21 protein-coding genes are annotated in these 26,064 nt (G+C 58.7%); 9 read left to right on the top strand and 12 right to left on the bottom strand.

What is annotated here, in order from left to right; all coding sequences use genetic code 11:
* Positions 1-4 precede the first annotated feature (4 nt).
* Positions 5-1,492, bottom strand: coding sequence for a lipopolysaccharide biosynthesis protein (locus EX00_RS13645; protein WP_047458525.1), 1,488 nt, complete (start codon positions 1,490-1,492; stop codon positions 5-7).
* Between the two features lie 118 nt (positions 1,493-1,610).
* Here EX00_RS13645 and EX00_RS13640 point away from each other — a divergent pair, with 118 nt between their 5' ends.
* Entirely contained in the window at positions 1,611-2,570 is a 960-nt protein-coding gene (locus tag EX00_RS13640; protein ID WP_047458523.1) for a glycosyltransferase family 2 protein, read from the top strand.
* A gap of 85 nt (positions 2,571-2,655) precedes the next feature.
* Complete coding sequence (locus tag EX00_RS13635) at positions 2,656-3,597, top strand: polysaccharide pyruvyl transferase family protein (protein ID WP_047458521.1); 942 nt, start codon at positions 2,656-2,658, stop codon at positions 3,595-3,597.
* Between the two features lie 11 nt (positions 3,598-3,608).
* Here the strand turns inward: EX00_RS13635 and EX00_RS13630 are convergent, their stop codons facing one another.
* Positions 3,609-4,619 (bottom strand): glycosyltransferase family 2 protein, encoded by a 1,011-nt coding sequence (locus EX00_RS13630; RefSeq protein WP_047460286.1) that lies wholly within the window; start codon positions 4,617-4,619, stop codon positions 3,609-3,611.
* Between the two features lie 89 nt (positions 4,620-4,708).
* Complete coding sequence (locus EX00_RS13625) at positions 4,709-4,999, bottom strand: exopolysaccharide production repressor protein (RefSeq protein ID WP_047458518.1); 291 nt, start codon at positions 4,997-4,999, stop codon at positions 4,709-4,711.
* A 740-nt stretch (positions 5,000-5,739) separates the two neighbouring features.
* Between EX00_RS13625 and EX00_RS13620 the strand changes: the two genes are divergently transcribed.
* The 4 genes from EX00_RS13620 (at position 5,740) to EX00_RS13605 (ending at position 10,079) form a co-directional block, all read left to right on the top strand.
* Positions 5,740-6,420, top strand: a complete 681-nt coding sequence (locus tag EX00_RS13620; RefSeq protein ID WP_047458515.1) for a sugar transferase — start codon at positions 5,740-5,742, stop codon at positions 6,418-6,420.
* Between the two features lie 84 nt (positions 6,421-6,504).
* The gene (locus EX00_RS13615; RefSeq protein ID WP_047458512.1) at positions 6,505-7,779 is read left to right on the top strand and encodes a polysaccharide biosynthesis/export family protein; all 1,275 of its coding nucleotides are present in this window, start codon (positions 6,505-6,507) and stop codon (positions 7,777-7,779) included.
* Positions 7,780-7,788: 9 nt separating this feature from the next.
* Positions 7,789-9,081 (top strand): O-antigen ligase family protein, encoded by a 1,293-nt coding sequence (locus EX00_RS13610; RefSeq protein WP_047458509.1) that lies wholly within the window; start codon positions 7,789-7,791, stop codon positions 9,079-9,081.
* A complete protein-coding gene (locus EX00_RS13605) occupies positions 9,078-10,079 on the top strand; it encodes an acyltransferase family protein (protein WP_047458506.1) in 1,002 nt (333 codons plus the stop codon). Before EX00_RS13610 ends, EX00_RS13605 begins: the two co-directional genes overlap by 4 nt.
* A 154-nt stretch (positions 10,080-10,233) precedes the next feature.
* Here the strand turns inward: EX00_RS13605 and EX00_RS13600 are convergent, their stop codons facing one another.
* The 7 genes from EX00_RS13600 to EX00_RS13570 form a co-directional block, all read right to left on the bottom strand.
* Positions 10,234-10,539: a type II toxin-antitoxin system RelE/ParE family toxin gene (locus EX00_RS13600; protein WP_047458503.1), complete on the bottom strand. Its 306-nt coding sequence runs from the start codon at positions 10,537-10,539 to the stop codon at positions 10,234-10,236.
* A 2-nt stretch (positions 10,540-10,541) separates the two neighbouring features.
* Positions 10,542-10,823 carry a type II toxin-antitoxin system ParD family antitoxin gene (locus tag EX00_RS13595; RefSeq protein ID WP_047458500.1) on the bottom strand — a complete coding sequence of 94 codons (282 nt, stop codon included), beginning with the start codon at positions 10,821-10,823 and terminating at the stop codon, positions 10,542-10,544.
* Between the two features lie 72 nt (positions 10,824-10,895).
* Entirely contained in the window at positions 10,896-11,867 is a 972-nt protein-coding gene (locus tag EX00_RS13590; RefSeq protein ID WP_047458497.1) for an ABC transporter permease, read from the bottom strand.
* 30 nt (positions 11,868-11,897) lie between these two features.
* Positions 11,898-13,448: a sugar ABC transporter ATP-binding protein gene (locus tag EX00_RS13585; RefSeq protein WP_047458494.1), complete on the bottom strand. Its 1,551-nt coding sequence runs from the start codon at positions 13,446-13,448 to the stop codon at positions 11,898-11,900.
* Between the two features lie 135 nt (positions 13,449-13,583).
* Complete coding sequence (locus tag EX00_RS13580) at positions 13,584-14,573, bottom strand: ABC transporter substrate-binding protein (RefSeq protein ID WP_047458492.1); 990 nt, start codon at positions 14,571-14,573, stop codon at positions 13,584-13,586.
* A gap of 180 nt (positions 14,574-14,753) precedes the next feature.
* Positions 14,754-15,773, bottom strand: coding sequence for an aldo/keto reductase (locus EX00_RS13575; protein ID WP_047458489.1), 1,020 nt, complete (start codon positions 15,771-15,773; stop codon positions 14,754-14,756).
* Between the two features lie 84 nt (positions 15,774-15,857).
* The gene (locus EX00_RS13570) at positions 15,858-17,363 is read right to left on the bottom strand and encodes a UxaA family hydrolase (RefSeq protein ID WP_047458487.1); all 1,506 of its coding nucleotides are present in this window, start codon (positions 17,361-17,363) and stop codon (positions 15,858-15,860) included.
* 230 nt (positions 17,364-17,593) lie between these two features.
* Between EX00_RS13570 and EX00_RS13565 the strand changes: the two genes are divergently transcribed.
* On the top strand, positions 17,594-18,520 hold the full coding sequence (locus EX00_RS13565) for a GntR family transcriptional regulator (protein WP_047458484.1): 927 nt from the start codon (positions 17,594-17,596) through the stop codon (positions 18,518-18,520).
* 91 nt (positions 18,521-18,611) lie between these two features.
* On the opposite strand, the gene EX00_RS13560 is transcribed toward EX00_RS13565, so the two are convergent.
* Entirely contained in the window at positions 18,612-20,855 is a 2,244-nt protein-coding gene (locus EX00_RS13560; protein WP_047458481.1) for a glycoside hydrolase family 2 protein, read from the bottom strand.
* A 298-nt stretch (positions 20,856-21,153) separates the two neighbouring features.
* Positions 21,154-22,056, bottom strand: a complete 903-nt coding sequence (locus EX00_RS13555) for an AraC family transcriptional regulator (RefSeq protein ID WP_047458478.1) — start codon at positions 22,054-22,056, stop codon at positions 21,154-21,156.
* A 213-nt stretch (positions 22,057-22,269) separates the two neighbouring features.
* On the opposite strand from EX00_RS13555, the gene melA reads away from it, so the two are divergent.
* Both melA and EX00_RS13545 read left to right on the top strand, forming a co-directional pair.
* Positions 22,270-23,736 carry an alpha-glucosidase/alpha-galactosidase gene (melA, locus tag EX00_RS13550; protein ID WP_047460283.1) on the top strand — a complete coding sequence of 489 codons (1,467 nt, stop codon included), beginning with the start codon at positions 22,270-22,272 and terminating at the stop codon, positions 23,734-23,736.
* A gap of 140 nt (positions 23,737-23,876) precedes the next feature.
* Positions 23,877-25,964 carry an ABC transporter substrate-binding protein gene (locus EX00_RS13545; RefSeq protein WP_047458475.1) on the top strand — a complete coding sequence of 696 codons (2,088 nt, stop codon included), beginning with the start codon at positions 23,877-23,879 and terminating at the stop codon, positions 25,962-25,964.
* Positions 25,965-26,064: the final 100 nt, after the last annotated feature.

The raw sequence follows: 26,064 nt of genomic DNA, 5'->3' as shown, positions 1-26,064 counted from the left end.
TGAATCACTCAGCTATAGGTTGAGTTTTCGTCTTTGGCATTCTGTGTGAACGAACGAGTTGCAAGACTTTTCGTACAAGTGCTCTCTCGGTCAGCAGGACGAAAGCGAGGTAGATCGCGCCGCCCACCACCGAGCCCACGATGATCTGCAGCACAGCATTCGGCATTGCCACCTTCAAATGGTCCAGCATGAAGCGGACGATGAGCGCCATGATAAGGGCGGTGATCATCGGCCGGTTGCTAACGTAGAGGCCCTGGAGGAACGGCGTGCCGTCGGCGCGAAAAACCGCCCAGGAGTAAAAGATCAGCGTGATGGCGTTGACGATGCAGAGCCAGACCACGGCGTTGATCAGATCGCCGGTGATCGCGCCGTAGGAGACCGTGGCCGTGGTGATGATGGCGCGGACGACGGCCGACCAGAACAGGACGTTGCCGCGTCCGACACCCTTGAGGTAAGCAATGAAGGTGCTACAGGGCGTCAGGATCGCCTTGGAAAGCGCCAGCAGCCCAAGCACCGGCCAGGCGTATGCCCATTTCTCTCCGAACAGCACCAGCATGGTCGGCTCGGCAATGGCCCATAGCCCGAACATCATCGGAGCCAGAAGCACCGTCATGACCTGTGTGCTGAAGATGAGCGCATCCGACCGGCGCTTGCGGTCATGAGTCATGTGGCTGAAGGCCGGAAACAGCACGCCCATGACTGCCGAGAGCACGACCTGGTTCGGGATGCTGGCAAGACGGTTGCCGGCGGAATAGGCGCCGGCATTGGCGAGACCAAGGTGGCGAGCGATGATCACCATCGGTGACTGGAAGGCGACGAAATTGGCTATTTCCGAGCCCATCATGCCAAAGGAGAACTTCGTCAGGCCCTTGATGCGGCTGAAGGAGAAGGCGAACCGGGGGCAATAGCCGGAGACGGTGTAAAGACCGACAAGGCGAACGGTGCCGGAGACGAAAAGCTGCGCGACGAGAGACCAGACGCCAAATCCGAAGAAGGCGAGCCCGACCGCGACCAGCGCGCCGGAGGATTCCGAAATCATGCTCCAGACCGCGTCCTTGCTGAAATTCATCCGCCGCGCCAGGATCGAATAGGCCACATCGGCGGCAAGCTGAATGGGAATCATGAAGGCCATGATGCGCAGCAGATAGGCTGCCTCTTTAGCGCCCAACAATGTTGCGAAGAAGTCGGCGAAAATATAGAGAACTACGGCCATCAGTGTCGATACGGCCAGATTCACCCAAAAGACGGAGTGAATTGTCAGCATATCCTCCTTCTCCTGGATGACGAGAGAGGAGGTGAGCCCGGCGCCGCCGATCATGGCAAGGAATTGCACGACCGTGAGCGCCACGGCGACAACGCCGAATTCTTCGGGAGTAAGGATGCGCGCCAGGATGGGCACAGTCACGAATTTCAATCCAAATGTACTGGTCTTCGATAAAACGCTCCATCCGACATTGTTCGTTATCGAACGGACACTAACTGTTGAGGTCATTACGACATCCTGTCTCTAGGGAGCGGCTGTAGTCAGCGATGGAGATTGTCGAAAAATGCATGGCCGTGACCCTGGGAGGGGGTCGCAAATTCTTTGTTGAAAAACGTAAGGCGAAAAAATGGCGTCAATTACGATTGTTATTCCCTTCTACCAGAGACAGACAGGCATTCTGCAGCGCGCATTGAGATCGATATCCAAGCAAGTGTTTCAGGATTTCGATATCCTTATCGTCGATGATGAATCGCCGCTCTCGGCGGTAAGTGAACTTCAATCGCTCGGAAACGACGAGCGGGCGCGCATTACGGTCATCCGCCAAGCCAATGCGGGACCGGGCGGTGCGCGCAATACCGGTCTTGATAACGTGCCGGCCGCAAGCCGCTTCGTCGCCTTCCTCGATTCCGACGACGAATGGGCACCGGAGCATCTGAGCAACGCTTTCGAGGCACTGACGCGCCATGATGGCGATTGCTATTGGGACTCCATCGACGGCGGTGAGGGTTTTTCCTATCATTTCGGCATAGATGAGCTGGCAAAATTACCTGATGCCGTGCGCCTCTCCGACACGCCCTCGATCATCGAAATCCCCGATATCGCCAGTGTGATGCTGAAAGACTGGAGCTTCCTGCATCTCTCTTGCATGGTGATCGGTCGGCCGTTGTTCGAGAAGGTCCGCTTCGAGGCCGCGCTGCGGCTGGCAGCCGAGGATGTGCTGTTCTTCTGCGACTGCATCCTGGCCGCCAGGCGCATCCTGCTCTGCGAGGATGCCGGAGCGCTGCGCGGTGAGGGCGTCAACATCTTTCACAGCATCGACAATGACTCGCCCCAGTTCCTGCACCAGCAGTTCACCACCTGGACGGCACTCAACACGCTGGAACAGCGGTTTTCGCGCCGGCCGCAGGATATCGTGACCATTCGCGCCTGCAAAAATCGCGCCCGTCAACAGGCGTTGTGGAGCCAGGTGCGACAGCTGCGGCGCCGGAGATGGCCGCAGCTCGGGCTGCTTGCAAAATGGGCGTGGCGCGATCCGGGTATATTGCAGAGTGCGATGCAGCTTGCCGCGGGCAAGTTTACGCCCTAGTTTTCGCACTGCAGCAAAGCTGTTCATGCCATATTCTAGAGCCAATGTATGTTCAGCTACGGTCTAGATCATCAAGGAGTCCTGTATGAAGCCGTTCCACTGGGAATCAACCCATGGCAATTTCGGTGACGATCTCAATCTCTGGCTCTGGGATTTTCTACTCCCCGGCCTGCGCGATGTTCATGAGGAAACACTGCTGGTTGGCGTGGGAACCGTCCTGAACACGCTGCTATTGCCGACTGAAGGCCAAAAGCTCGTCATCGGCAGCGGCTTCGGCTATGGCTCTCTTCCCGATACGAGCGACAAGAGCAAATGGGACATCCGCTGCGTACGCGGCCCGCTTACGGCGGAAAAAGTTGGCCTTCCCGCGGATATGGGCATCGTTGATCCCGCTGTGATGGTCACCGAGATGCCGGAATTCAAAAATCTGCCGAAGACCAAGCGTCATACCTTCGTGCCGCACTGGGAATCGGCTGGGGCCGGGCTCTGGCAGGGTATTTGCAAGACAGTTGGTCTTTCCTATCTCGATCCCCGTGGCGAGGCGAAGGCTGTGATCCGCGAGATCGCCACCTCCGAGCTGATCGTTGCCGAATCCATGCATGGCGCAATCCTTGCCGACGCCTTCCGCGTGCCGTGGATTGCCGTCAGCACTTCGCGGGCGATCAACAGCTTCAAATGGAACGACTGGGCACGCTCGCTCGACGTTACCTATGCGCCGAAACATATTCCTGTCTCCACCCGCGCCGAAGCGATCGCCAAGGGCGCCCGCTTCTGGGGCGTCGGTTTCGAACGCGACGAGCAGGCCGCCGATGAATTGGGGAAGCAGCGGTTTGGCGAGACCGTCCTTGTCGATCCGCAACAGACCACGCTGCGCGTGATGGCGAAACAGGCACTTGCGGTACCTTCGGCGCTGGCGCTCTGGCAAGCCAGCAAGGCGAAGCCGCAGCTTAGCAGCGACGCGGCCCTTGCCGGTCGCAAGGAGCGCTTCATGACAGTGATCGAAGGCGTGCGGCGCGACTACTTCTGACGCGCCAAGGCTTATTCAGGAGCGGCCTGCAGGAGATATCGCAGGCCGTTCGCGCCCGAATGTGCAATCGGCGCGCTGCCACCTTTGCGAAAACGCTCGGTCTTATCGGCGAAAATACCGCCGGCTATGGCTGGAATGGCGGCGGGCTTGCCCAAGGCATAGGACGCGGCAGCGCTCATGCCCGATTGCGATTTGATGTCGAGAAAATGCCGCAGCTCGTACCGGTCGCGAATATGTTGCTCGTGTCGGCGGATGGCCGCCGCATCGGTCTGCGAAAGTCCGCCTGCAGCGAGGATCGCCCGATCCGCCTCATAGAGCCGCCGCAGATCGTCGGTGCGATGCTGGCCGCTCAGGGAATTACTGCGCACCACGGCGCCGTAGCCGCAGCTATGGATGATCTTGTAGCGCGCGGCCTTGGCAAGAGCCCGCACATAGAGGTCGTAATCCTCGCCGAGACGCAGCGCTTCGTCATAGCGTAGCCCATGCTTGTCCAGAAACGACCGGCGCATCAGTGGCTTCAGGAAGCCGATCTCGCCGCGCCGGACACCACGCTTGGAGATATTGCCTTCGACAAAGGCGACGAGGTCCAGGAAGCGCGGCTTCGGATCGAAATGATCGAGCATGGTATAGGCGGTCGAAACCGTGTCGGCATCGACGAAGGCGATGTTGTCGGCGACGAAATCCCAATCATTGCCGGCAAGCAGCGGCTTGAAGCGCCCCGGGAAAAAGAAATCATCGGCATCGAGGATGCTGATCAGCGGCGCGCGCGAAATCTCGATCGCGTGATTGCGGGCAGCCGCGGGGCCGCGGTTTTTCTCAAACTCCTGGATGATCAGGCGGCCGGTACCATCATCAGCCTGAGCGGCAGCGGCGGCCGTGCCATCCGTCGAACCGTCGTCGATGACGACGACCTCAGCCACTTCCGGCTCGCGCAGCGCCGAAGCCACGGCGAGACCAATGGTATCGCTGGCATTCTTCGCGGCAATGATTACACAGACATTGTTTTCGGCACTGTCGATCAAGTCGGCCTCCATGGTTCTGTTGGAGACTTAGGACGACAACAGCCATCCGGCAACCACATGATTGCCAAAAGATACGCCGCGTGGCGACGTCAGGGGTTGAAGGGTTCGGAACGGTTGAGGTTGGCGGCGGGCAGGCCACCGACTTTGTCACCTTCACGCAACGGTATTCCAGCGGAGCCTTCATTCAACAACGCATCCCTCGCATTGCGTTCCTTCCACACCAGGAAAAGAACGCCCGCGAAGTAACCGATCTGAAGTAGGATGGCGCAAATCAAAGTTTCGATCAGGGTGATCGAAAGAGAATGCGTCAAAAAATAAGTTGCGATGGCGAATACGGCCAGAGTGCCCGCCATGCTGATGAAGACGCGAGGTGCATACATGACGTTACCTCCTCCCCAGGAATATCTGCATAAAAGTAATCAAGGTCTTGCCTCCCTCAGTAGACCCAGAACTTAAATATATTTTATGATTCATTTAGATTCAACCAAGCGACGACAATGCGTTACGAATTGATACGGATGCTACGTCGCGCTCGTTAAAACTACTCCTCCACAATCAGTACAATTGCATTCATTATCTTTTTTCTCTTCTGGACACTCTCCCAAAGGTTGTTCGCAAAAATTTCACATTCAATTTTCGTAGTGCTAATCGATTAGTGCAATCGAATTTAATTTAAACAATTCAATCAACTTTTGTTACAAAGTCCAGTAATCGCTTCGATCAATATGTGCGCCGCAATATGTTGTTGCAGTGCAATATTTTCCAACAAAAAACAGATTTTCTTAGAAGTTCCAAAGAGAGATCAAGGCATAATTCGACAATATCCGGCGAATAAATCGACAAATTCCACATTTAACATTCTACTACACCATCACCGGTAACGTAAGAAGTGAATTATTCTGCTATTTATACCATGAGTAAGCTGTATAGAGATCGTGCCGGAAACGTCTAAGCTGGGTGCTCTAACCGCGTTGGCGGTAAAACCATACCGTGGATCGGCATTGCCATAAAAAATTGGCTTAAAAAATCCCAATCTCATCCTACACTCTTCGCTGCATCGCACTAACTACGCGTCCGAGACATTTCCGACCAATTCGCCAACATGAATGGAGTCATCTCTATGAAGTCTGCGACGAGATCGGCCACATCGGCTTTTTTCAGCGCTACGGAAAGCGACGTCTTTCCGCCGACGGGTGGAATCCTAAAGAGGGGATTCGACTTCACAGCCGCCCTGATGGGGCTGATCCTCATCAGCCCCCTCTTCTTAATGCTCATGCTCTTGGTGAAGCTTTCGGACCGGGGCCCGATCTTTTACGGTCATCGCCGCATCGGTCACAACGGCAAAACCTTCCGTTGCATGAAGTTCCGTACCATGGTCGTCGACGGTGACAGGGTGCTGCAGGCCTATCTGCAGGCCAATCCCCGCGCGATGGACGAATGGCGCGCAACGCGCAAACTGCAAAACGACCCCCGCGTTACCCTTATCGGGGCGGTGCTTCGTAAACTGAGCCTCGACGAATTGCCGCAGCTCCTCAATATTATCCGCGGAGAAATGAGTGTTGTTGGCCCTCGTCCCGTCGTTGAGGATGAGCTGGAACGCTATGAAACCTCCGCGATCTACTATCTCCAGTCTCGTCCTGGCTTGACTGGTCTGTGGCAGGTCAGTGGCCGCAACGACGTCTCCTACGAGAGCCGCGTCGCCTTCGATACGCATTATGTCAAAAACTGGTCACTTAGCAGCGACATGATGATTATCGCTAAAACCATTCCTGCGGTTTGCCTGTCGCGCGGCAGCTACTAACGACAAAAGCAGATGCCGCAGGGAAGGCTCCTGCGGTTTCCCCGCGTCTGCGGGGCTGCAAATTAATAACAGGGAAGATCCTGCATGATTGAAATTCAGCCTTCTGGTAGGCTTGTTGGCGCAACCACACCTTTTCGTTGCGCAGCTCTCATCCTCCTCAGCCTGTGCACGGTGTCAGGCAATGCTCGTGCCGATAACCTTCCCGGATATCACTTGGGCGTCATGGACAAACTGCGCATTCGCGTTGCCGAATGGCAGACGGCAGAGGGCACGATTCGCGACTGGTCGGTGATTTCGGGTGACTATACGGTCGGTCCCTCCGGTTCGGTATCTATTCCGTTCATCGGAGACATGCCTGCCAGCGGCAAGACGACGGATGAGATCGCTGGAGCGATCGGTCTTGGATTGCAGAAGCAATTCGGCCTTCGCGACCGACCTTCGGCTTCGGTGGAGCTTTCGCAATACCGGCCGATTTATCTCTCCGGCGAAGTTCAAAATCCGGGCGAGTATCCTTTTGCGCCCAATCTGAGCGTCCTCAAGGCGATCAGTCTGGGCGGCGGCATGCGCCGCGCGGATGCTGGCCAGCGTTTTGCGCGCGATTTCATCAATGCCAAGGGTGACGCCGTCGTTCTCATGGCGGAACGCGGGCGGTTGCTGATGCGCCAGGCTCGCCTTCTGGCCGAGCTCTCCGACAAGGATCAGATCGATGTTCCGCCGGAGCTGCAAAAGCTGCCGCAATCGAGCGACATCCTCGCCAGCGAAGACGCCCTGATGAAGACGCGCAGTCAGCGGATGAAGACGCAGTTGCAGGCGCTGGCGGACCTGAAGGTGCTGCTGCAAAGCGAGGTCGAGGGGCTGGCGAAGAAGACCGATACGTTAAGCCGCCAACTTGATCTCGCCAAGGCAGACCGCGACAAGGTCGAGAGCCTGGCGGAAAGAGGATTGGAACTTGCTTCGCGCAAGATTGCGGCCGAGCAGCGCGCTTCCGACGTTGAGACCAATCTTCTGGATACCGACACGGCATCGCTGAACGCCAAGCAGAGCATCAGCAAGGCCACTCAGGACGAAAATACGGTGCGCAACGATTGGCAGAACTCGCTCGCGCAAGATCTGCAGGATACCGCTACCCAATTGGAAACCTTGCAGCTCAAGCTCTCCACCAGCCAGGCACTGATGCAGGAGGCTGTCGCGCAATCGGCCGATGCCAACAATATCGATGCCGGCGGGAAGGATGTGAATATCGTCTATACCATCGTACGAGATGAGAATGGTCAGGCGAAGGAAATTCCGGCCCAGGAAAATACCCTGGTCTTGCCCGGCGACCTCATCAAGGTGAGTGCCGGTCTCGCCATGCGATAAGGAGAGTCGATGCGGATTCGCAAATCGACCTTTATTCATCCGGGCAGCAACGCCACCTATGGCATGGTGGCGATTGCGCTCTCTTTTTTCGCTTTCGCCTATTCCGCCCGCTTCGGGCAGGTTTCCATTCTCGTTTACTACGCGATGTGGTTTCCGTTGGTGCTGATCGATTATCGCCGCGCGCTCGGCAACTATTCCAAGCAGCTCTGGATCTTTGCCTTCGGCATTTTTACCTGCCTCTCCATCTTCTGGTCGGTTGTACCGTCGGTTACCGCTCGCGCCTCAATCCAGTACATGACGCATATCATCTGCGCGCTGATCGCCGTGCGCACGCTCGATATCCGCACCCTGATACGCGGCGCAATTGCCGGCACCAGCATCGTGCTGCTCTATTCCGTGCTGTTCGGTTTTTATGCCCTCGACGCGATCGACGGTACCTATAGCTTCGTCGGCGCTTTCGACTCGAAGAACCAGCTCGGCTTTTATGCCTCGCTCGGCATCTATTTCGCCTTCGCCGCCGTCTTCATTCTTGGCGAGCGCCGTATCTGGCTGGTTGGGGCGGGCGTCGTCGGGCTGTTGGCCGCCTACTGTCTTCTTGCTTCGCAATCGGCGACCTCGGTGCTGGTCACCGGCTTGGTCGTGATGCTCTGCATCGGCATGCGCGTCATCCTGTTCCTGTCGCCACGACAGCGCAAAAAACTGTTTGCCACCGCGGCCATATCGGGGATCGTTCTCGCCGTCGCCGGTGTCTATCTCGGCGCCGTCGATCTCGTGCTCGGCGCCTTCGGCAAGGACTCGACGCTGACCGGTCGCACCTATCTCTGGCAACAGGGTATAGCCGCCGCCGCATTGCATCCGTTCTTCGGGATCGGCTATCAAGCCTATTGGGTGCAAGGCTTCTCCGAACCGGAGCGCCTGTGGGAAGAATTCTACATCACCTCCCGCGCTGGCTTCCATTTTCACAATACCTTCATTGAAACGACGGTCGAAACCGGCCTGATCGGCGTCTTCCTGCTGGTGTCGATATTGCTGACGGCGGTTATCGGCCACCTCAAGCGGTTTCTCAACGACCTCAGAAACGATGAATCCTATGTTCTGTTCGGTCTGGCGACGCTGCTCTTGATCCGCGCCTTCGTCGAGATCGACATTCTCAATCCCTACCAGGTCGGTTCGTTCCTGTTGTACTTCATAGCAGGAAAGCTGACGATGAAGGCGCAAGCGCCACGGATGGCTCCGCTCGTCTCCGACGATCGAACGGAACTTGGGGCGCCCGTGAATTGGGAGCCTCAGATCGGCAGATGAAAACTCTTTATGGCATTCAGTATCTTCGCGCTCTTGCCGCCCTCGCGGTGGTTCTGTTCCATGCGGCGGAACGCAGCAATAGCCACTTTCAGATCGGGGCGGCTGGTATCGACGTCTTTTTCGTCATCAGCGGCTTCATCATGTGGACCATAAGCGAGCGTCGACCCGTGACACCGGTGCGCTTCCTGTTCGATCGCCTGCAGCGCATCGCGCCGTCCTATTGGATCGTTACCGCCATCATGATCGCGGGGGCAGTTGCCGGGCTGTTTCCGAACATGAAACTGACGGCTGGCCATGTTCTCGGCTCGATGATTTTCATTCCCGCACGCTCGCCGAGCAGTGGCATGATCTGGCCGGTTTTGGTGCAGGGATGGACGTTGAACTACGAGATGTTCTTCTACGCCATTTTTGCCGCGGCGCTGCTTTTATCGCGCCGTCTGCGGTTTGCCAGCATAGCCGTTGTCTTTGTTGCCTTCGTCATTGCTGGCGTCATCTTCAATCCGCAATCACCATTGTTGCTCGTCTACACGCGGCCGATCATCCTGGAGTTCGTTGCCGGCATCATCCTTGCCCGAATGTGGCTATCCGGGAAGATACCAGGTCCTCGCCTCGGACTGGCCTTGATCGTCGCCTCGTTGTTGGGCTTTGCCGCTATCCAGATTCTACGCCTCGACTTCAACGAACTGACCTGTGGGCCGCTTGCCGTGGCGTTGGTGCTCGGTACGGTATCGCTGGAACACAGCGGAAAGCTGCCTGATATTCCGCTGCTCACCTATCTGGGCAACAGTTCATATTCTATCTATCTCTGGCACACGCTGGCGATCTCGGCGGTGCTGAAATTGATGGCGCGCACTGAGATACCCTCCGATGTCTCAATGTTCATCAGTCTGGTCTCAGGCGTTTTGCTAGGTATCTGTGCTTACGAATTGATCGAAAAGCCGCTGCGTAGTCTATTGAAGAGCCGAAGCTGGCAAAGATCACGCCCTTCGCCGGCGTGATGGGCAGGGCGAGTCTTGTTCTCGATTTTGATGCCGGATGACATTCGAAGAGCCAGAGCAATTTCAGGAAAAGTGCGCGGTGGTTTTCCGTCCGGAATTGCGTAAAGCCAAAGAGATGGAGCGTTTCTGCGCTTCCGTGAAGCGTTGAAACGTTCTAGCGACTATCATCCTCTATCGTCTTGCGGGTGATCTCTCGTCGACCATATAATACCCTGACGATGTCGATATGATCGTCGACAATGCGATAAAGAATAAGGTAGCTCCCAACGACCAGATGGCGAATTCCCGGAGCGATGTCATCTCGAGCAAGGCCTGAAAAAGGATGAAAGGCAAGCTGGAGCCAACGGCTTTCAATCGCATCAAGGATGCGGTCCGCGGCGACAGGATTGTTCTTCGCAATCTCCAGCCAGATGGAGATCAGATCTTCGTCCGCGCGGTGTGTTCGCTCTATTCGCAGCATGGTCAGCGTGTCTTTTCGACAGTCGCTTCCAATCTGCGTCTTGCCTCGGCTTTTACATCTGCCATGGAGGCATGCTTGCTTGGACCACTGGCCAGACCCTCATCCACGAGGCTTTGCAGTTCCTCTATCGTGTAACCGAGCAAATCGCGGCGTTCCTTCCATTCGCGGACTGCTTCTCGAATTGCTTCACTGGTCGATGCATAATCGCCCGCATCGACGGCGCTGCGGATGAAGCCTGCCATCTCAGGGGTAAGAGCGATCGTTATTTTTTCGACTGAGGCCATAGTCCTGCTGCCTGGAGAGATGAATGGTATGCTTTCAGCATACCATTACCAGAGGGCCGTTGTCGAATATCTTTAGAGACGACGCCGCCGCAACTGATCGAAATAGACGATCACGATGATCAGCACGCCGGTGATGATGCGCTGCCAGAACGAATTCAGGTTCAGGAGGTTTGCACCGTTGTTGATGGTCGCTAGGATGAAGGCGCCGATCAGCGGGCCGTAGACGGAACCGATCGCGCCAAACAGACTGGTGCCGCCGATAACCGACGATGCGATCGCCTGCAGTTCCCAGCCATCGCCCTGGGTCGCGTTGCCGATGGCTATGCGCGAGGCAAGCAGAACACCGACCAAGGCGGCGCAGGTTCCAGACAGTATATAGGCGAAATAGATCATCCCGTTGACATTGACGCCGGACAGGCGCGCTGCTTCGCGGTTGGAGCCGACGGCGAAAAGATAACGGCCCCAACGGCTCAAATGCAGGAAGACGACGGCTGGAATTGCCACCACGATCACCATCCAGAACAGGCTCGGAATACCGAGAAAATCCGCGACCGAGAAATTTGTGAAAGCGTCGTTGACGATGTTGATGCTCGAACCGTTGGTGATGAGCAAGCCGATGCCGCGCAGAGAGGTCAGCGTCGCCAGCGTGATGATGAAGGGCGGCAAGCCCATGCGCACGATGCCGAAGCCATGGAATGCCCCGATAAGAACACCGAAGAGCAAGGTTATGAGGATAGCGGCCCAGATCGGAACGCCTGCCTGGAGCAGCCAGGCGACGATCACGGTGCAGAAGCCGACGATTGCGCCAACGGAAAGATCGATGCCACCGGTGATGATGACGAAGGTTTGTCCAAGCGCAAGGATGGCCGTCATCGACCCCTGGCGCGCCAGGTTGGTGATGTTGAGCTGCGTCCAGAACACGTCTGTCGAGAAGCCGAGCACGACCCATAGCGCAATCAAGAGCAGGATCAGCGTCAGGCTGAAGAGGATGCTCATCTTACGCCGCGGTGCAACGGCGGGGCCTTCTGTCGTGTTCGCGACCATTCTTGTTCTCCTCTTTCGATTTTTTATCGTTCAGACGCCGATGGCCTCGCCGAGGACTTCCTCATGCGTGGCGGCGTGAAAATCATGGCTGGCGACCAGCTGGCCGTGGCGAAACACATGCAGACGATCGGCAAGCTCGTAAACCTCGGGCAGGTAGGAGGATATGACGATGATGCCCGCGCCGTCGCGAAGCAGCTTGGCGAATAGCCGATAGATTTCCGCCTTGGTGCCGACATCGACACCCACCGTCGGCTCGTCGAAGATGAAAAGCTTGGCGCCATGGCTCAGCCATTTGCCGATGACCACCTTCTGCTGATTGCCGCCGGACATGGCGGAAACCAGGACTCGTCGGCTGGGCGTCTTTATGCTGAGATCGCGGATCTGCTTGTCGGCATTAGCAGCCTCGCTCTTGTTGTTGATGATCGGACCGCGGCTCAGCCGCCTGAACACAGGCAGATTGATATTGAGGCCGATCGGCAGGTTGAGGCAAAGCCCTTGATCGCGGCGGCTCTCGGGCGCGAGGGCGATACCGAGGTCCATTGCGTCACGCTCGTTGTGGATCTGGACCTTGCGTCCCTGCCAATAGATCTCGCCTGCCGAGACTGGCTGACGGCCATAGAGGCCGAGCGCGAATTCGCTGCGACCGGCGCCGATCAGCCCATAAAGCCCGACGATCTCGCCGGCCCGTACAGTCAGCGAAACATCCTCGAAACCAGGACCGGAAAGGCCGCGCGTCTCGAGGATGGGTTCACCGATCGGGATCTCTTCCTTGTGGTAGATTTGTTCGATCGAGCGATTGATCATCAGCTTGATCAGTTCGTCGTCATTGGTCTCGGCAATCAGGCGGGTGCCGACATGCGTGCCGTCGCGCAGCACGGACACGCGGTCGGCCAGCTCGAAGACCTCCTCCATGCGGTGGCTGATGTAGACGATCGTCACGCCTTCGCTCTGCAAGCGGCGGATCAGCTTGAACAGCTGCGCCGATTCCTTGCGCGTCAAATAGGCGGTCGGCTCATCGAAAATGAGGAATTGCGTGCCGCGCATGGCGGCTCTTGCCGTTGCGACCAACTGCTGCTGACCAATGGTGAGGGAGCTCAGAAGATCGGCGGCCGGCAGTCCGAAGCCGAGGTCGTCAAGCACCGTCTGGGCCATGGCGACCATCTGCTTCTTGCGCATCAGACCGAAGCGATTGACTTCGTCACCGAGAAAGAGATTGGCCGCGACCGTCAGATGCGGGCAAAGGACGACCTCCTGATGCACGGCGTTGATGCCGCGCGCGATCGCTTCATTGGGATTGGCAAGGGCGACCGGATGGCCGCACCAGAATATCTCGCCATCCGTCCTGGTGATGACGCCGGTCAAAAGCTTGATGAGCGTCGACTTGCCGGCTCCGTTTTCGCCGACAATGGCGTGGATTTCGCCGGCCAGGAACGTGATCGTCGCCGGCTTCAGCGCCTCGACATAGCCATAGCGCTTCTGCAATCCCTTGAGTTCGAGGATAGGCGAGCCGGCCGGAACGCGACTTGCTTCCGTCTTGATCGTGTCATCGTGCCGATGGCTGATTTCTTCGAGGCTCGTCATGGGTCTCCTTCCTCTCGCATCACGCTCCATTTTTTCATTCTAGAGCGGGTTCGGACTTTGGGTCGAATAGACCTGAAATCATCCGGCTTTAGATGAAAAGGCTGCGCCCGACTTGTCGGGCGCAGCCTCTAAGCTTTACTTGACCTTCGGGTTGATCAGGGCCTCGATCTTCGGCTCGCTCATGTTGGCCTTGGTCACGAGGTTGGCGCCGGTGTCGACATTGGCTTCAACCTTTTCACCCTTGGAGACGGCGAGAGCGGTCTTGATGCCGTCGTAACCCATGCGGTACGGGTCCTGAACGACGAGGCCGGCAATAGCGCCGCTCTTGAGGAAGCCGAGGGTCTTGTCGTCGCTGTCGAAGCCAATGACCTTGACCTTGTCACTGAGCTTGTTTTCAGCGATGGCCTGGCCGACACCCTGCGCCATGATCAGATTGGAGGCAAAGACGCCAACGATCTTCGGATTTGCCGTGATCAGGTCAGTCATGATGTTGAGGCCGGTCGTTGCCTGACCGTCAGCATACTTGTCGGCGACGACCTTCAGGCCCGGATACTTGGTCTTGACCTGATCCAGGAAGCCCGTGCGGCGCTGTTCGAGAGAACCGGCGCCGGGCGTGTTGGTAATGATGACGACATCGCCTTCATCCTTACCGGTCATTGCCTTGATCGCAGCGGCAAGGCCATCAGCAGCAATACGGCCGCCCTGCACGTTGTCGGTCGTCAGGAATGACTTGAAAGCCTTGGAGTCGGCGCCGGAGTCGATACCGATAATCGGAACGGACTTCGCTGCTTCGTCCACAGGCTTGCCGAGCGCCTTGAACTCGGTGGGCGAGATGACGATTGCGGCCGGCTTGCCGGCGACAGCATTTTCAAGAATGCTGATCTGACCGTTGACGTCGGTTTCAGCCTGCGCACCCAGCTCCGGCACCTTGACGCCGAGATCCTTGCCGGCTTTGCGAGCGCCAGCGAGAACGATCTGCCAGTAGAAGGACGTCGTGTCCTTGACGATGATTGGGATCGTCACTTCGGCGGCGAAGGATTGCGCCGGCATGGCGACGGCAATCATGGCCGCGCCGGCAAGACCGGCAAAGGTGCGGCGGGACAGAAGGGATTTGGCGATGGTCATTGGTTTCTCCTCTCAACGCGCTCTTCTCCTGTACACCGGCCGTTGAACGCTTGCGGCTCGGTACCGTGAGCACCAGATGGCTCACGCATCGCGTAGCAGCACGAAGCCACCACGCCAAAACAGGCTTTCCTCCTCTTTCAAGTCGCCTCTCCCGGTGACTCGATAGCTCTTTATTCTTCCTCAAACCCGAACGGCGCTGTCGCCCAACGGCGGCGCAACCAGGGTCAATCCTTCGAATTCCGCATAAAGGCTCGCCGGGAGTTCAGGCTCCACGAGCTGCATGTTGCGGGTGAGACTTGATGCCTTCGCCGTGCCGATCAGGACTGAAGCCACGGACGGCTGATGTAACGGAAACTGGATGGCCGGTGCCGCAAGCGGCAGGCCGTGACGGCGGGCGATCTCTTCCATCGCGCCGACCTTGGCCAGCACATCCGGTGTCGCCGGAAGATAGTCGAAGTTCGCACCCGGCACGGGGCCGGTCGCCAGAATGCCGGAGTTGAAGACGCCGCCAACAACGAGCGACGTGCCCTTCTTTTCGCAAAGCGGCAGTAACTCCGCGACCGCGGAACGGTCGAGCAGCGTATAGCGGCCAGCAAGCAGGATGCAGTCGATATCTGTCGCATGCATGACGTCGAGGCAGACGGGCACCTCGTTGACGCCAAGACCATAGGCCTTGATCGTGCCCGACGACTTCAACTCCTCTAGAGCCTTGATCCCCGAGCCGAGAAGCTGACCAAGATGGTGCTCGTTCAGCGTCTTGCCGTGGGTGTAGCCGCCGATATCGTGAACGTAGAGGATGTCGATGCGGTTGAGGCCGAGGCGGGCATAGCTGAACTCCACCGACCGCATGATGCCGTCATAGGAGTAGTCGTAATCCGCATCGAAGGGCAGGGGATCGACATAGCCGTAATTCGGCACCTTGTCGGTCGGAACAGGCCGCATCAAGCGTCCGACCTTCGTCGACAGCACATAGCTGTCTTCCGGCTGGTCGCGCAGGAAATCGCCGACGCGGCGCTCGGCGAGGCCGAAGCCATACCAAGGGGCGACGTCGAAATAGCGGATGCCGCTATCCCATGCCGCCTGCAGGGTTTCCATGGCCTGGTCGCGCGGGCAGGCGCGGTAAAGACCGCCGAGCGCTGCGGCACCGAAACTGATTTCGGTGACCTCCAGGTCCGTCCTGCCGATTTTTCTTCTCTTCATCACCTCTCCCTTGTGATGATCGTTCAATCGGTCTCCGCCATGCTTAGCTCATCAGGAGCCAGGCATTGCGGCGTGAGTATCAGTCTAGAGCGTCGCTCCGAGATGCCAGGGCACGAATTCGTTATCGCCATAGCCGAAGGTTTCGCTTTTGGTCTTCTTGCCGGATGCGATCTCGATAATCAGTTCGAAGATCTCGCGGCCTTTGCCCGATATCGTTGCCTCGCCGGTGGCAATGGTGCCGCAATCGATGTCCATGTCTTCTTCCATGGAACGATACAGCGCCGAATTGCTCGACAGCTTGAACGACGGTGCCGGACGTGAGCCGAAACAGCTGCCGCGACCGGTCGTAAACGCGATCATGTTCGCACCGCCCGCCACCTGACCGGTTGCGGAAACCGGATCATAGCCGGGCGTATCCATGAAGACGAGCCCATGCTCCGTTACCCGTTCGGCGTAGCCATAGACCGCAGTCAGCGGCGACCGGCCGCCCTTGGCAACGGCCCCGAGCGACTTCTCCAGAATGGTGGTCAGCCCGCCGCGCTTGTTGCCGGGTGAGGGATTGTTGTCGAGCGAGGCGCCGTGCAAGGCGACGTACTTTTCCCACCAGTCGATTTTCGCGTCGAGCTTGGCGGCGACCTCGTCGTTGACCGCACGGCTGCGCAGCAAATGTTCGGCGCCGTAAATCTCTGATGTTTCCGACAGGATCGTCGTGCCGCCGGCAGCGGCCAGCAGGTCGGCGGCCGCACCCAAGGCAGGGTTGGCGGTAATACCGGAGAAACCGTCCGAGCCGCCGCATTGCAGACCAACGATGATTTCGCTGATCGAGATCGGTTCGCGGCGAGCCTGGCCGACTTCGTCTGAAATCTCCTTCAGGACACCCATGGCAAGCGCCACGGCGCGGCGCGAGCCGCCGGCATCCTGGATATTGAAGTGCCGCTTGCTGGCGCCGGCGCCGCTCTGGCCGTAGAGCGTCAACTGGTTGACCTCGCAGCCGAGGCCGATCATGAGCACGCCGCCGAAATTCACATGCCGCGTATAGCCGGCAAGTGTCCGGTGCAGCGTCAGCATGCCGTCGCCGGTCGAGCTCATGCCGCAGCCCTGGTCGTGCACGATCGGCACGAAACCATCGATGCTGTCGTAATGCGGAAGGAGCGTCCGGTTTGCCTCTTCCGCGATGGCGCGGCAAACCGTGGTGGAACAGTTCACGCTGGCAATGATGCCGATATAGTTACGGGTGGCGGCACGGCCGTCGGCGCGGCGATAGCCCATGAACGTACGGGCCTTGTCGGCCTCGGTCGCTGCTTCGGGCGCCGTATTGGCAGTGGCTGCCAGGCGGTCGTTTTCGAAATGCAGATTATGGCTGTGTACGTGATCGCCCGCCTTTACCTCGGCGGTCGTGCGTCCGATGGCCTGACCGTATTTCACCACAGACGTGCCGAGGGGGATGTCGCGGATTGCGAATTTATGGCCGGGGTCGATCTTGCCTCGCGTCGCAACGCCGTTGGCGACCGCGACGCCGGCTTCGATTGCCGCCGTTGCCACGGCGACATTGTCGCCTTCCGACAGAAGGATCCAAGGCTGGCTGTTCAAAGTTCTCTCCCAGAACAATCTTGCAGTTCGGCGAGCCTCTCCCAGGCCGTTGCCGATTGCTTTTGTTTTTTATCTACAATAAACATTTTGAAGTCAACGAGGAAATCGTCTGGCGCTTCCGGAGGGGAGGGGCGACGCATAGAAGCGGTGCTCCCGCGTTTGATTGCTATCCGAGCAAGTTACGAAGATCGCGGCCGATAGAGAGCAGCGAATGATAAGCGAGGGGGGAAATGGCGAGACAGAACACGCTCTTCAAGGATGCGTATAACCGCTACGTCGCCGGCCTGAAGCTGGATGCCGCCCTGCCGACAGAGCCCGAGATCGCGGCCGAGCTCGGCGTCAGCCGTAGCACGGCGCGCGCTATCCTGATGCGTCTGAGCGACGCCGGCATCATCCGCTGGAACAAACGGCAGAAGACCGTGCTGCGCCAGCCGACCGAGGCGGACTTTTTTCCGCAAGAAGAAACCAATTCGCTGCACGATATCATCGAGCGCAGTTTCATGCTGCGCATTCTCTCCGACGAAGCACAGCCGGGCATGCAGATCAACGAGTTGGAGTTGGCGCGTGAGATCGGCACGGGAACGTCGGTGGTGCGCGAATTTCTCATCCGCTTCAGCCGTTTCGGCCTGATCGAGAAGCGGCCGAACAGCCATTGGATCCTGAAAGGCTTCACCAGCGAATTCGCGCTGGAACTCGCCGACGTGCGCGAGATGTTCGAATTGCATTCAGCGGCCGAATTCGGACGCATGCCGGTCGATCATCCAGCTTGGGTAAGTCTGGCTGCCATCCAGCAGGAACACTATGACTTGCTCGAGGATTTCGACGAGCGTTATCGCGATTTTTCGCAGCTGGACGAAAGATTCCATCTTCTCATCCACCGCGCCTCAAAGAACCGCTTCATCGCCGATTTTTACGACGCGATCGCCATCGTCTTCCACTATCACTACCAGTGGAACAAGGCCTTCGCCCGTGTGCGCAATTCACGCGCCATCGCCGAACATCTCGACTATATCGAAGCGCTGCAATCACGCGATCCCAAGCGGATCGACACCGCCTGCCGCAAGCATCTCGCCTCGGCGCGGCAGACGCTGCTGCAATCCATTCCGCAGAATGCGGGTGATATTGTGGAAACGGATATTCCAGCCGTGCGCAGCTAGCCGCATTTGCCGACGCCTAGCCTGAGTTGCGCCGGTGGATTAGAGCGGGGCGGGCGAGTATCTGTTGATCGCCCACCGCTTGATCAGGCGATCATTCCGCCTTCAGCTCGACGGTCTGGCTGGCAAAGCGCGCTGAGGACACTTCGACCGCGATCATGCCGGCCTCGCCAGTCGCCTGCAGCCAGAAGCCCGTCGTGCCGCCCTGGAAGGCCACGGAGTCCGGCCCGATCAGCTTGGCGGGGCCAATGAGCTTGATGGTCGCGACGTCGTTGAGGAAGGGCAGGCGCGTGCCTGCCTGGTCGAGCGCACGGATAATGACGCGGGTAGTATCGCGCTCTGTGGCACGCAGCGTCAGGCTGTCAGCCTCCACTTCCAGCCTTGTCGGAAGAGGGTCGGCGACCATGTGCAGCTCCGCCACCGGCTTGCCGTTGACGAAACCGGTGAAGTGGGCATCTTCCCATTCCATGCCCCAGACACCCAGTTCGTCTTTTGTGAAGTGGCGATGGTCGAAAACGACGGGCGGATGCGGCAGATGCGGGAAGGTTTCGCGATCGGGGCCGAGTCGCTTGGTCAGCGAACCATAGCGCAGCTCGACCTCATCGCAATTGGTCAGCACGATCAGTGGCAACGCGCCGCCGATATTGCGCTCGCCGCGCGCCCAGATCGTCACCGGCTTCATGATGATATCTTCGGAAGGCTCGCACTGGCTGGCATAGGCATAGGCCGCGAATTTCGGCTCGCGGAACATGTCCATGACGCCGTGATAGCAGATGCGGTCGCCGGAACCGAAGTCGCTGTGGGTATTGTAATCGAACATGCACCAGCCGATGGCACCGGAAATCGAAGGATCGCCATAGGCCGCGTTCAACACCTCCAGATGCCGGCGCACATGCTCGGCCTGGCGCTGCTCCTGATCGTAGATCTTCGTCGGATACATGTGGCCGCCGAACTCGGTGATCAGGTAGGGCACGTTCTTTGACAGGCCGGTATTTTCCTGCTGCGGCCGCAGCGGCGTGCGTGGGCGATTGACGCCTGGCAGTTCCTCGTTGCCGAGAATGAAGTCGTTCATCGTATAGACGTCCTCGAGCATTTCGCTCTCGGTGATATAGCGCACGCCGCCGGTCTGGCGGGTGGGATCGAGCTCGCGCGCCAGCCGGTTCGTCTCGGCGTAGAAATCATGCGAATCCTGCGACTCGTTGATGCGCACGCCCCAGATGATGATCGAGGGATGGTTCCAGTCACGCTCGATCATGCGGCGGACGTTGCGGATCGACTCCTGCTGCCATTCTTCGCCGCCGATATGCTGCCAGCCGGGAATTTCCTCGAAGACCAGCAGGCCGATGCGGTCGCAATGGTCGAGAAACCATTTCGATTGCGGATAATGCGAGGTGCGCACGACGTTGCACTTCAACGTCTGCTTCATGATCTCGGCATCACGCTCCTGCGCCGAGCGCCCCATGGCATAGCCGGAATAAGGAAAGGCCTGGTGACGATTGAGACCGCGCAGCTTCAGCTTCTTGCCGTTCAACACGAAGCCTTCGTCGGTGAACGCGGCGGTGCGGAAACCGAACGTCGCGACATATTGGTCGGAGCCATGATCAGTCTTCAGCTCGGCTTCCAGCGTGTAGAGCACGGGACTGTCGAGATCCCACAGTGAGATGCCGGCCAGATCGTCGAAGGAGAAGGTCACGCTGCCGCCCGAGGTCTCGGTGGTCGCGGACGCGAGCACCTTGCCGTCCGGCGCGCGGAGATTTGCAGTCACCGAGCCATTGAAGGTGAGGCTCTGCGGATTGGTAATGTCGCAGCGGACCGTGGCGGACTTCACATCGGCCAGCACCTTGCCGGTCTCGACCTTGATATTGGCGATCGAGACGGGTGCGGCAATCTTCAGCCAGACGTCGCGGTAGATGCCGGCATAGGTCAAATAGTCGATGCGGCCGCCGAAGGGCGGGATTTCAGGGTTCTCGCTGCCGTCGATCTTGACAGTGATCAGGTTGTCGCCCTGCTTCAGGCGGCCCGTCAGCCGCGCTTCGAAGGGCGTGTAGCCGTCCCTGTGTGCGACGATTTCCTCGCCATTGAGATAGACGACAGCGTCGGCCATGGCGGCGTCGAAAACCAGCGATACGTCTCGCCCGGCGAAATCGGCGCTCCAGGGCAGGAGCTTTTGGTAAGTAAAGGCGCGCTGATAGGATTTCTCATCGAAATAATTGAACGGCAACTCGACCGCCGTGTGCGGCAATGCGACCGGTTGCCCTTCCTGGCGGCGGCCGGCCTCGGCAGCCGAGAACCCCTCGCGAAAAGTCCAGGATTCGTTGAAAGCGACAACAGAACGCATATTCAATCCTATCGAAAGAGCCCGCCGTACCTTGGACGAACGAGTGTTGCTTAGACAAAGAGGCGCGGCCGCGACGCGATCATGGCCGCAGCGGGCGATATCTATACAGGCCTCTAGCCATGGCGCAACGCAATCGGAGGCCGGATCGGCGTTTCCGCCGAAAACGTTTTCGCCCGGCCTTATCCGAGCTTACTTCTGCGGCCGTTATGTCAAGAAAGTTAGGCATTTAGAGGCCGATAGTCCTGCGGCGGGGAACGACCTGCGGCGGCATGCCGCATGCTCAGCTCGCGTGATTCGGCTACTTGCCCTTCCCGGCTCTGATGTCCTCCTGCGGACTGCGCACCGCGGCATACATGCCAGTGGTGCGGAATTCGGTGGGGTTGATGCCGTAGATGCGCCGAAAGGCTTTCGAGAAATAATTGGCGTCGTCGAAGCCCGACATGATCGCCACTTCCTTGACCGGAATGAAGGCCGCCTTGGTGAGCAGCTTTGCCGCCCGCTGCATGCGTTGCTGCAGGACGAATTCGCCCGGCGGCAAGCCTTCGCTGTCGGCAAAGACACGGGAGAAATGAGCGCGGCTGAGGCCCCCGACCTTGGCGAGTTCGCTGACGGGCAGGGGCTTGTCGAGATTGGCGTTGATATGATCGATGACCGTCTGCATGGCGGAACGATCGGCGGCAACGCCATGTGAACCGAAGACGTCGTCATAAAGCGCCATCGCCGCTTCATAGGCGACCGCTGACGCCGAGGCCGGCGTCGCGGCGCCACGCACCAGCCGCAGGCTGCAATCGGCGAGATGATCGATCGTTGCCGGCTGCAATTTCAGCACTGGCCCGGCGGCGGCGAGAATCAGGCGGTGGATGCGCAGCGCTTCCTCGCCATTCATCGATATCCAGAAATACTCCCAGCGTTCGCCTTTTTCCAACCAGTAACGATGATTATGCGGCACCAGCACCAGCAATGTATCGCCCGGGTCAACACGGTAATCGCGATTCTCGTAGCGCAGCCGGCCGCTGCCGCTGATCGTATGCTGCAATACCGTAAACGGCGTCTGGCCACGCCGGCGCCCATCCCAATCGTAAGGCTCGTTATCCCTTATTTCATAGCCGGCGCTGGTCGGCATGGCGTGCAGCCGGTGGCGGCCGCGCGGCAATGACACAGTCCGCATGGTCTGGCCGTTGGCGATCAAATCTTGCAGCACAAAATTACCCTTGAAAGCATAATTGTTCTCTGGTCGGCCCGTTCATTATAGGCATAATCCCGCCAGAAAACAGCAAGTACCTGCCGATGAGGACCGGTAGGAGGAGGAAAAAATGCTCGTTTTGCCATCTCGCCCAACGCCGCGCGATCATGGGACGAAAACACCATTCTCTTCTCCGTTGCTGATTGTTTGACCGACTTCAAGGTGAGGATCATGAGTTTCAAAATCGCTATTATCGGTGCCGGCAGCGTCGGCTTCACGAAAAAGCTGTTCACCGACATTCTCTGCGTGCCGGAGTTCCAGGACGTCGAATTCGCGCTGACCGATGTCAGCGAGCATAATCTCACGATGATCAAGGCGATCCTCGACCGGATCGTCGAGGCGAACAAGCTGCCAACGCGGGTGACGGCCACCACCGAGCGCCGCAAGGCGATCTCCGGCGCACGCTACGTCATCAGCTGCGTGCGGGTCGGCGGGCTGGAAGCCTATGCCGAAGATATTCGCATTCCCCTGAAATACGGTATCGACCAATGCGTCGGCGATACGATTTGCGCCGGCGGCATTCTCTACGGCCAGCGCAACATTCCGGTCATTCTTGATTTCTGCAAGGATATCCGTGAGGTCGCCGAGCCCGGCGCGAAATTCCTGAACTATGCCAACCCGATGGCGATGAACACCTGGGCGGCGATCGAATACGGCAAGGTCGACACCATCGGCCTCTGCCACGGCGTCCAGCATGGTGCCGAACAGATCGCCGAGGTTCTCGGCGCCAAGAACAAGGCGGAGCTCGACTATATCTGCTCTGGCATCAACCATCAGACCTGGTTTACCGATCTTCGCCTCAATGGCCGCAAGATCGGCAAGGACGAGCTGATCGCCGCTTTCGAAGCGCATCCCGTCTTCTCGCAGCAGGAAAAGTTGCGCATCGACGTGCTGAAGCGCTTCGGGGTCTATTCCACCGAGAGCAATGGCCATCTCTCGGAATATCTGCCCTGGTATCGCAAGAGGCCGGACGAGATCAACAAGTGGATCGACATGTCCGACTGGATCCATGGCGAGACCGGCGGCTATCTGCGCCATTCCACCGAGACCCGCAACTGGTTCGAGACGGAATTCCAGCAGATCCTCGACGGCGCATCACAGCCCATCGATCCGGCCAGGCGTTCGAACGAGCATGCGAGCCACATCCTCGAGGCCTTGGAAACCAATCGCGTCTATCGCGGTCATTTCAACGTCAAGAACAACGGCGTCATCACCAATCTGCCCGCTGACGCCATCATCGAGTCGCCGGGCTTCGTCGATCGTTTCGGCATCAACATGGTGGCCGGGATCACACTGCCGGAAGCTTGCGCCGCGACCTGCATTTCCTCGATCAATGTCCAGCGCATGTCGGTCCATGCCGCCGTCAGCGGTGATCTCGATCTGCTGAAACTCGCGGTTCTGCACGATCCGCTGGTCGGCGCAATATCGACACCGGAAGAAGTTTGGCAGATGGTCGATGAAATGGTCGTCGCGGAGGCCCGCTGGCTGCCGCAATATGCGCATGCTGTCGAGGGCGCCAAGGACCGCTTGTCGAGGGCCAAGGTGAAGACCCGCGACTGGAAGGGCGCGGCCAGCCGCAACGCCCGCTCGATCGAGGAATTGAGAGCGGAGAAGGCAGCCCTGAAACAGGCCGGCTAGTGGATTGACGTCCGGGACATGTTGGCTGCGGCGGGGCTCTCAGGAGGAAAGGCCCGCCGCATCCGGTCAACGGGTTCGCGTTCGTTGGAGGAATGCGGCGCTTCCACGGGGACGCTCGCGATAAGGGGAGAGAGAAAACGATGAGACATTTTCGACCGATCAGCATTCTAGCGGCGATGACGATTGCGACGTCCGCGATCGCCATGAGCGCCTATGCATCAGAACCGACCGCGCCGCCGGTCCCGCCGGTGTTCCCAGCGGAAGGCAAGATCAAGTATGTGCCGCGCGACTCCATTCTGGAGTTCAAGGCGCTGCCGGACTATCACGAGCCGGATTGGGTCACCGAGAAGTTCGTGAAGACCGGCAAGCTGCCGCCGGTCAAGGATCGCCTGCCGAAGGAGCCGCTCGTCTACAAGACCGGCAACATGCCTGATGGCATCGGCGTCTATGGCGACACGCTGCGCCATGTCGTTGGCGGCCGGCCGGAAGGCTGGAACTACGGCGCCGGCCAGACCCAGGGCTGGGGCGGCATCGATATCGCCCTGTCCGAATGCCTGACGCGCACAGCACCACTGTTCCAGGTCGAGGCGAAGGACACCGAGCCGCTGCCGAACCTTGCCAAGGGATGGGAGTGGTCGGCGGACGGCCACAAGCTCACCATGCATCTGATCGAAGGTGCGAAATGGTCCGACGGCGTACCCTTCAATGCCGATGACATCATGTTCTATTGGGAAGACGAAGTCATCGATCCGAACGTCTCGCCGCTCGGCGGCGGTGCGTCGCCAGAAGCGTTCGGCGTCGGCACGACCTTGAAAAAGATTGACGATTATACCGTCGAGTGGACCTTCAAGGATGCCTTCCCGACGCAATATCTCTACACGATGGCCTATCCGAATTTCTGCCCGGGTCCGTCGCATATCCTCAAGCCGCAGCACCCGAAATATTCGAAGAACACCTACGACCAGTTCAAGAATGCATTCCCGCCGGAATACATGAACATACCCGTCATGGGCGCCTGGGTGCCGGTCGAATATCGTTCCGATGACATTATCGTTCTGCGCCGCAACCCCTATTACTGGAAGGTCGACGAGAAGGGCAATCAGCTGCCTTACCTCAACGAGCTGGACTACAAGCTCTCGACTTGGGCTGACCGCGATGTGCAGGCCGTTGCCGGCTCCGGCGACCTTTCCAATCTGGAGCAGCCGGAAAACTTCGTCGCCTCGCTGAAGCGCGCCGCCCAGCCGGACGCCCCGGCACGTCTTGCCTTCGGACCACGCCTCATCGGCTATAACCTGCAGATGAACTTCTCGGCCAACGGCTGGGGCAGCCCGGATGCACGCGGACAGGCTGTTCGCGAGCTGAACCGCAATGAGGATTTCCGCAAGGCCGTGACCATGGCGCTCGATCGCAAGGCGATCGGTGAATCGCTGGTCAAGGGTCCGTTCACGGCGATCTATCCAGGCGGCCTGTCCTCGGGCACCAGCTTCTACGATCGCGCCTCCACCGTCTATTATCCTTTCGACCTCGCCGGCGCGAAGGCAGAGCTTGCCAAGGCCGGTCTCAAGGACACGGATGGCGACGGTATCGTCAACTTCCCGGCGGGCACGGCCGGTGGCAAGGATGTCGAGATCACCTTGCTGGTCAACAATGACTACACCACGGACAAGAGCCTTGCCGAGGGTGTCGTGGGCCAGATGGAGAAGCTCGGGATTCGCGTGATCATCAATGCGCTCGATGGCCCCAAGCGCGACGATGCCAACTATAGCGGCCGTTTCGACTGGATGGTCCGGCGCAACAGCACGGAACTGGCCTCGGTCGTACAGAATACCGAACAGCTTGCTCCGGTCGGCCCGCGTACCAGCTGGAATCACCGTGCCCCGGAAAGCGGCGAACTGGACCTGATGCCTTTCGAAAAGGAGATGGTTGACACCGTCAACAAGTTCACCGCCTCCAAGGATAGCGATGAGCGCGTGGCCTTGATGAAGCAGTACCAGAAACTCTCGACCGGGCACTTCTACAACATCGGCCTGACGGAGTATCCGGGCGCACTGATCATCAACAAGCGCTTCTCGAACGTTCCTCCGGGCACGCCGATCTTCATGTTCAACTGGGCTGAAGACTCCATCATTCGTGAACGCATGTGGGTCGCTGCCGACAAGCAGGGGAAATACGAGCTCTTTCCCCAACAGCTGCCGGGTGCGCCTGGTAGTGCCGGTCCGGTCAAATGATCACGGCAATCGGCCAATAGGCCGGCTGTCTGACAGACGTCTAGAAGTCCGGCTGCATCGCGGTGCAGCCGGGCAAATGTGAACACAGCCGGTCCGTGCG

This window comes from Martinezella rhizogenes, assembly GCF_000799715.1.
In the GTDB taxonomy this organism is placed as follows: domain Bacteria; phylum Pseudomonadota; class Alphaproteobacteria; order Rhizobiales; family Rhizobiaceae; genus Rhizobium; species Rhizobium rhizogenes_C.
This window is presented reverse-complemented; position numbering and strand designations above follow the sequence as displayed.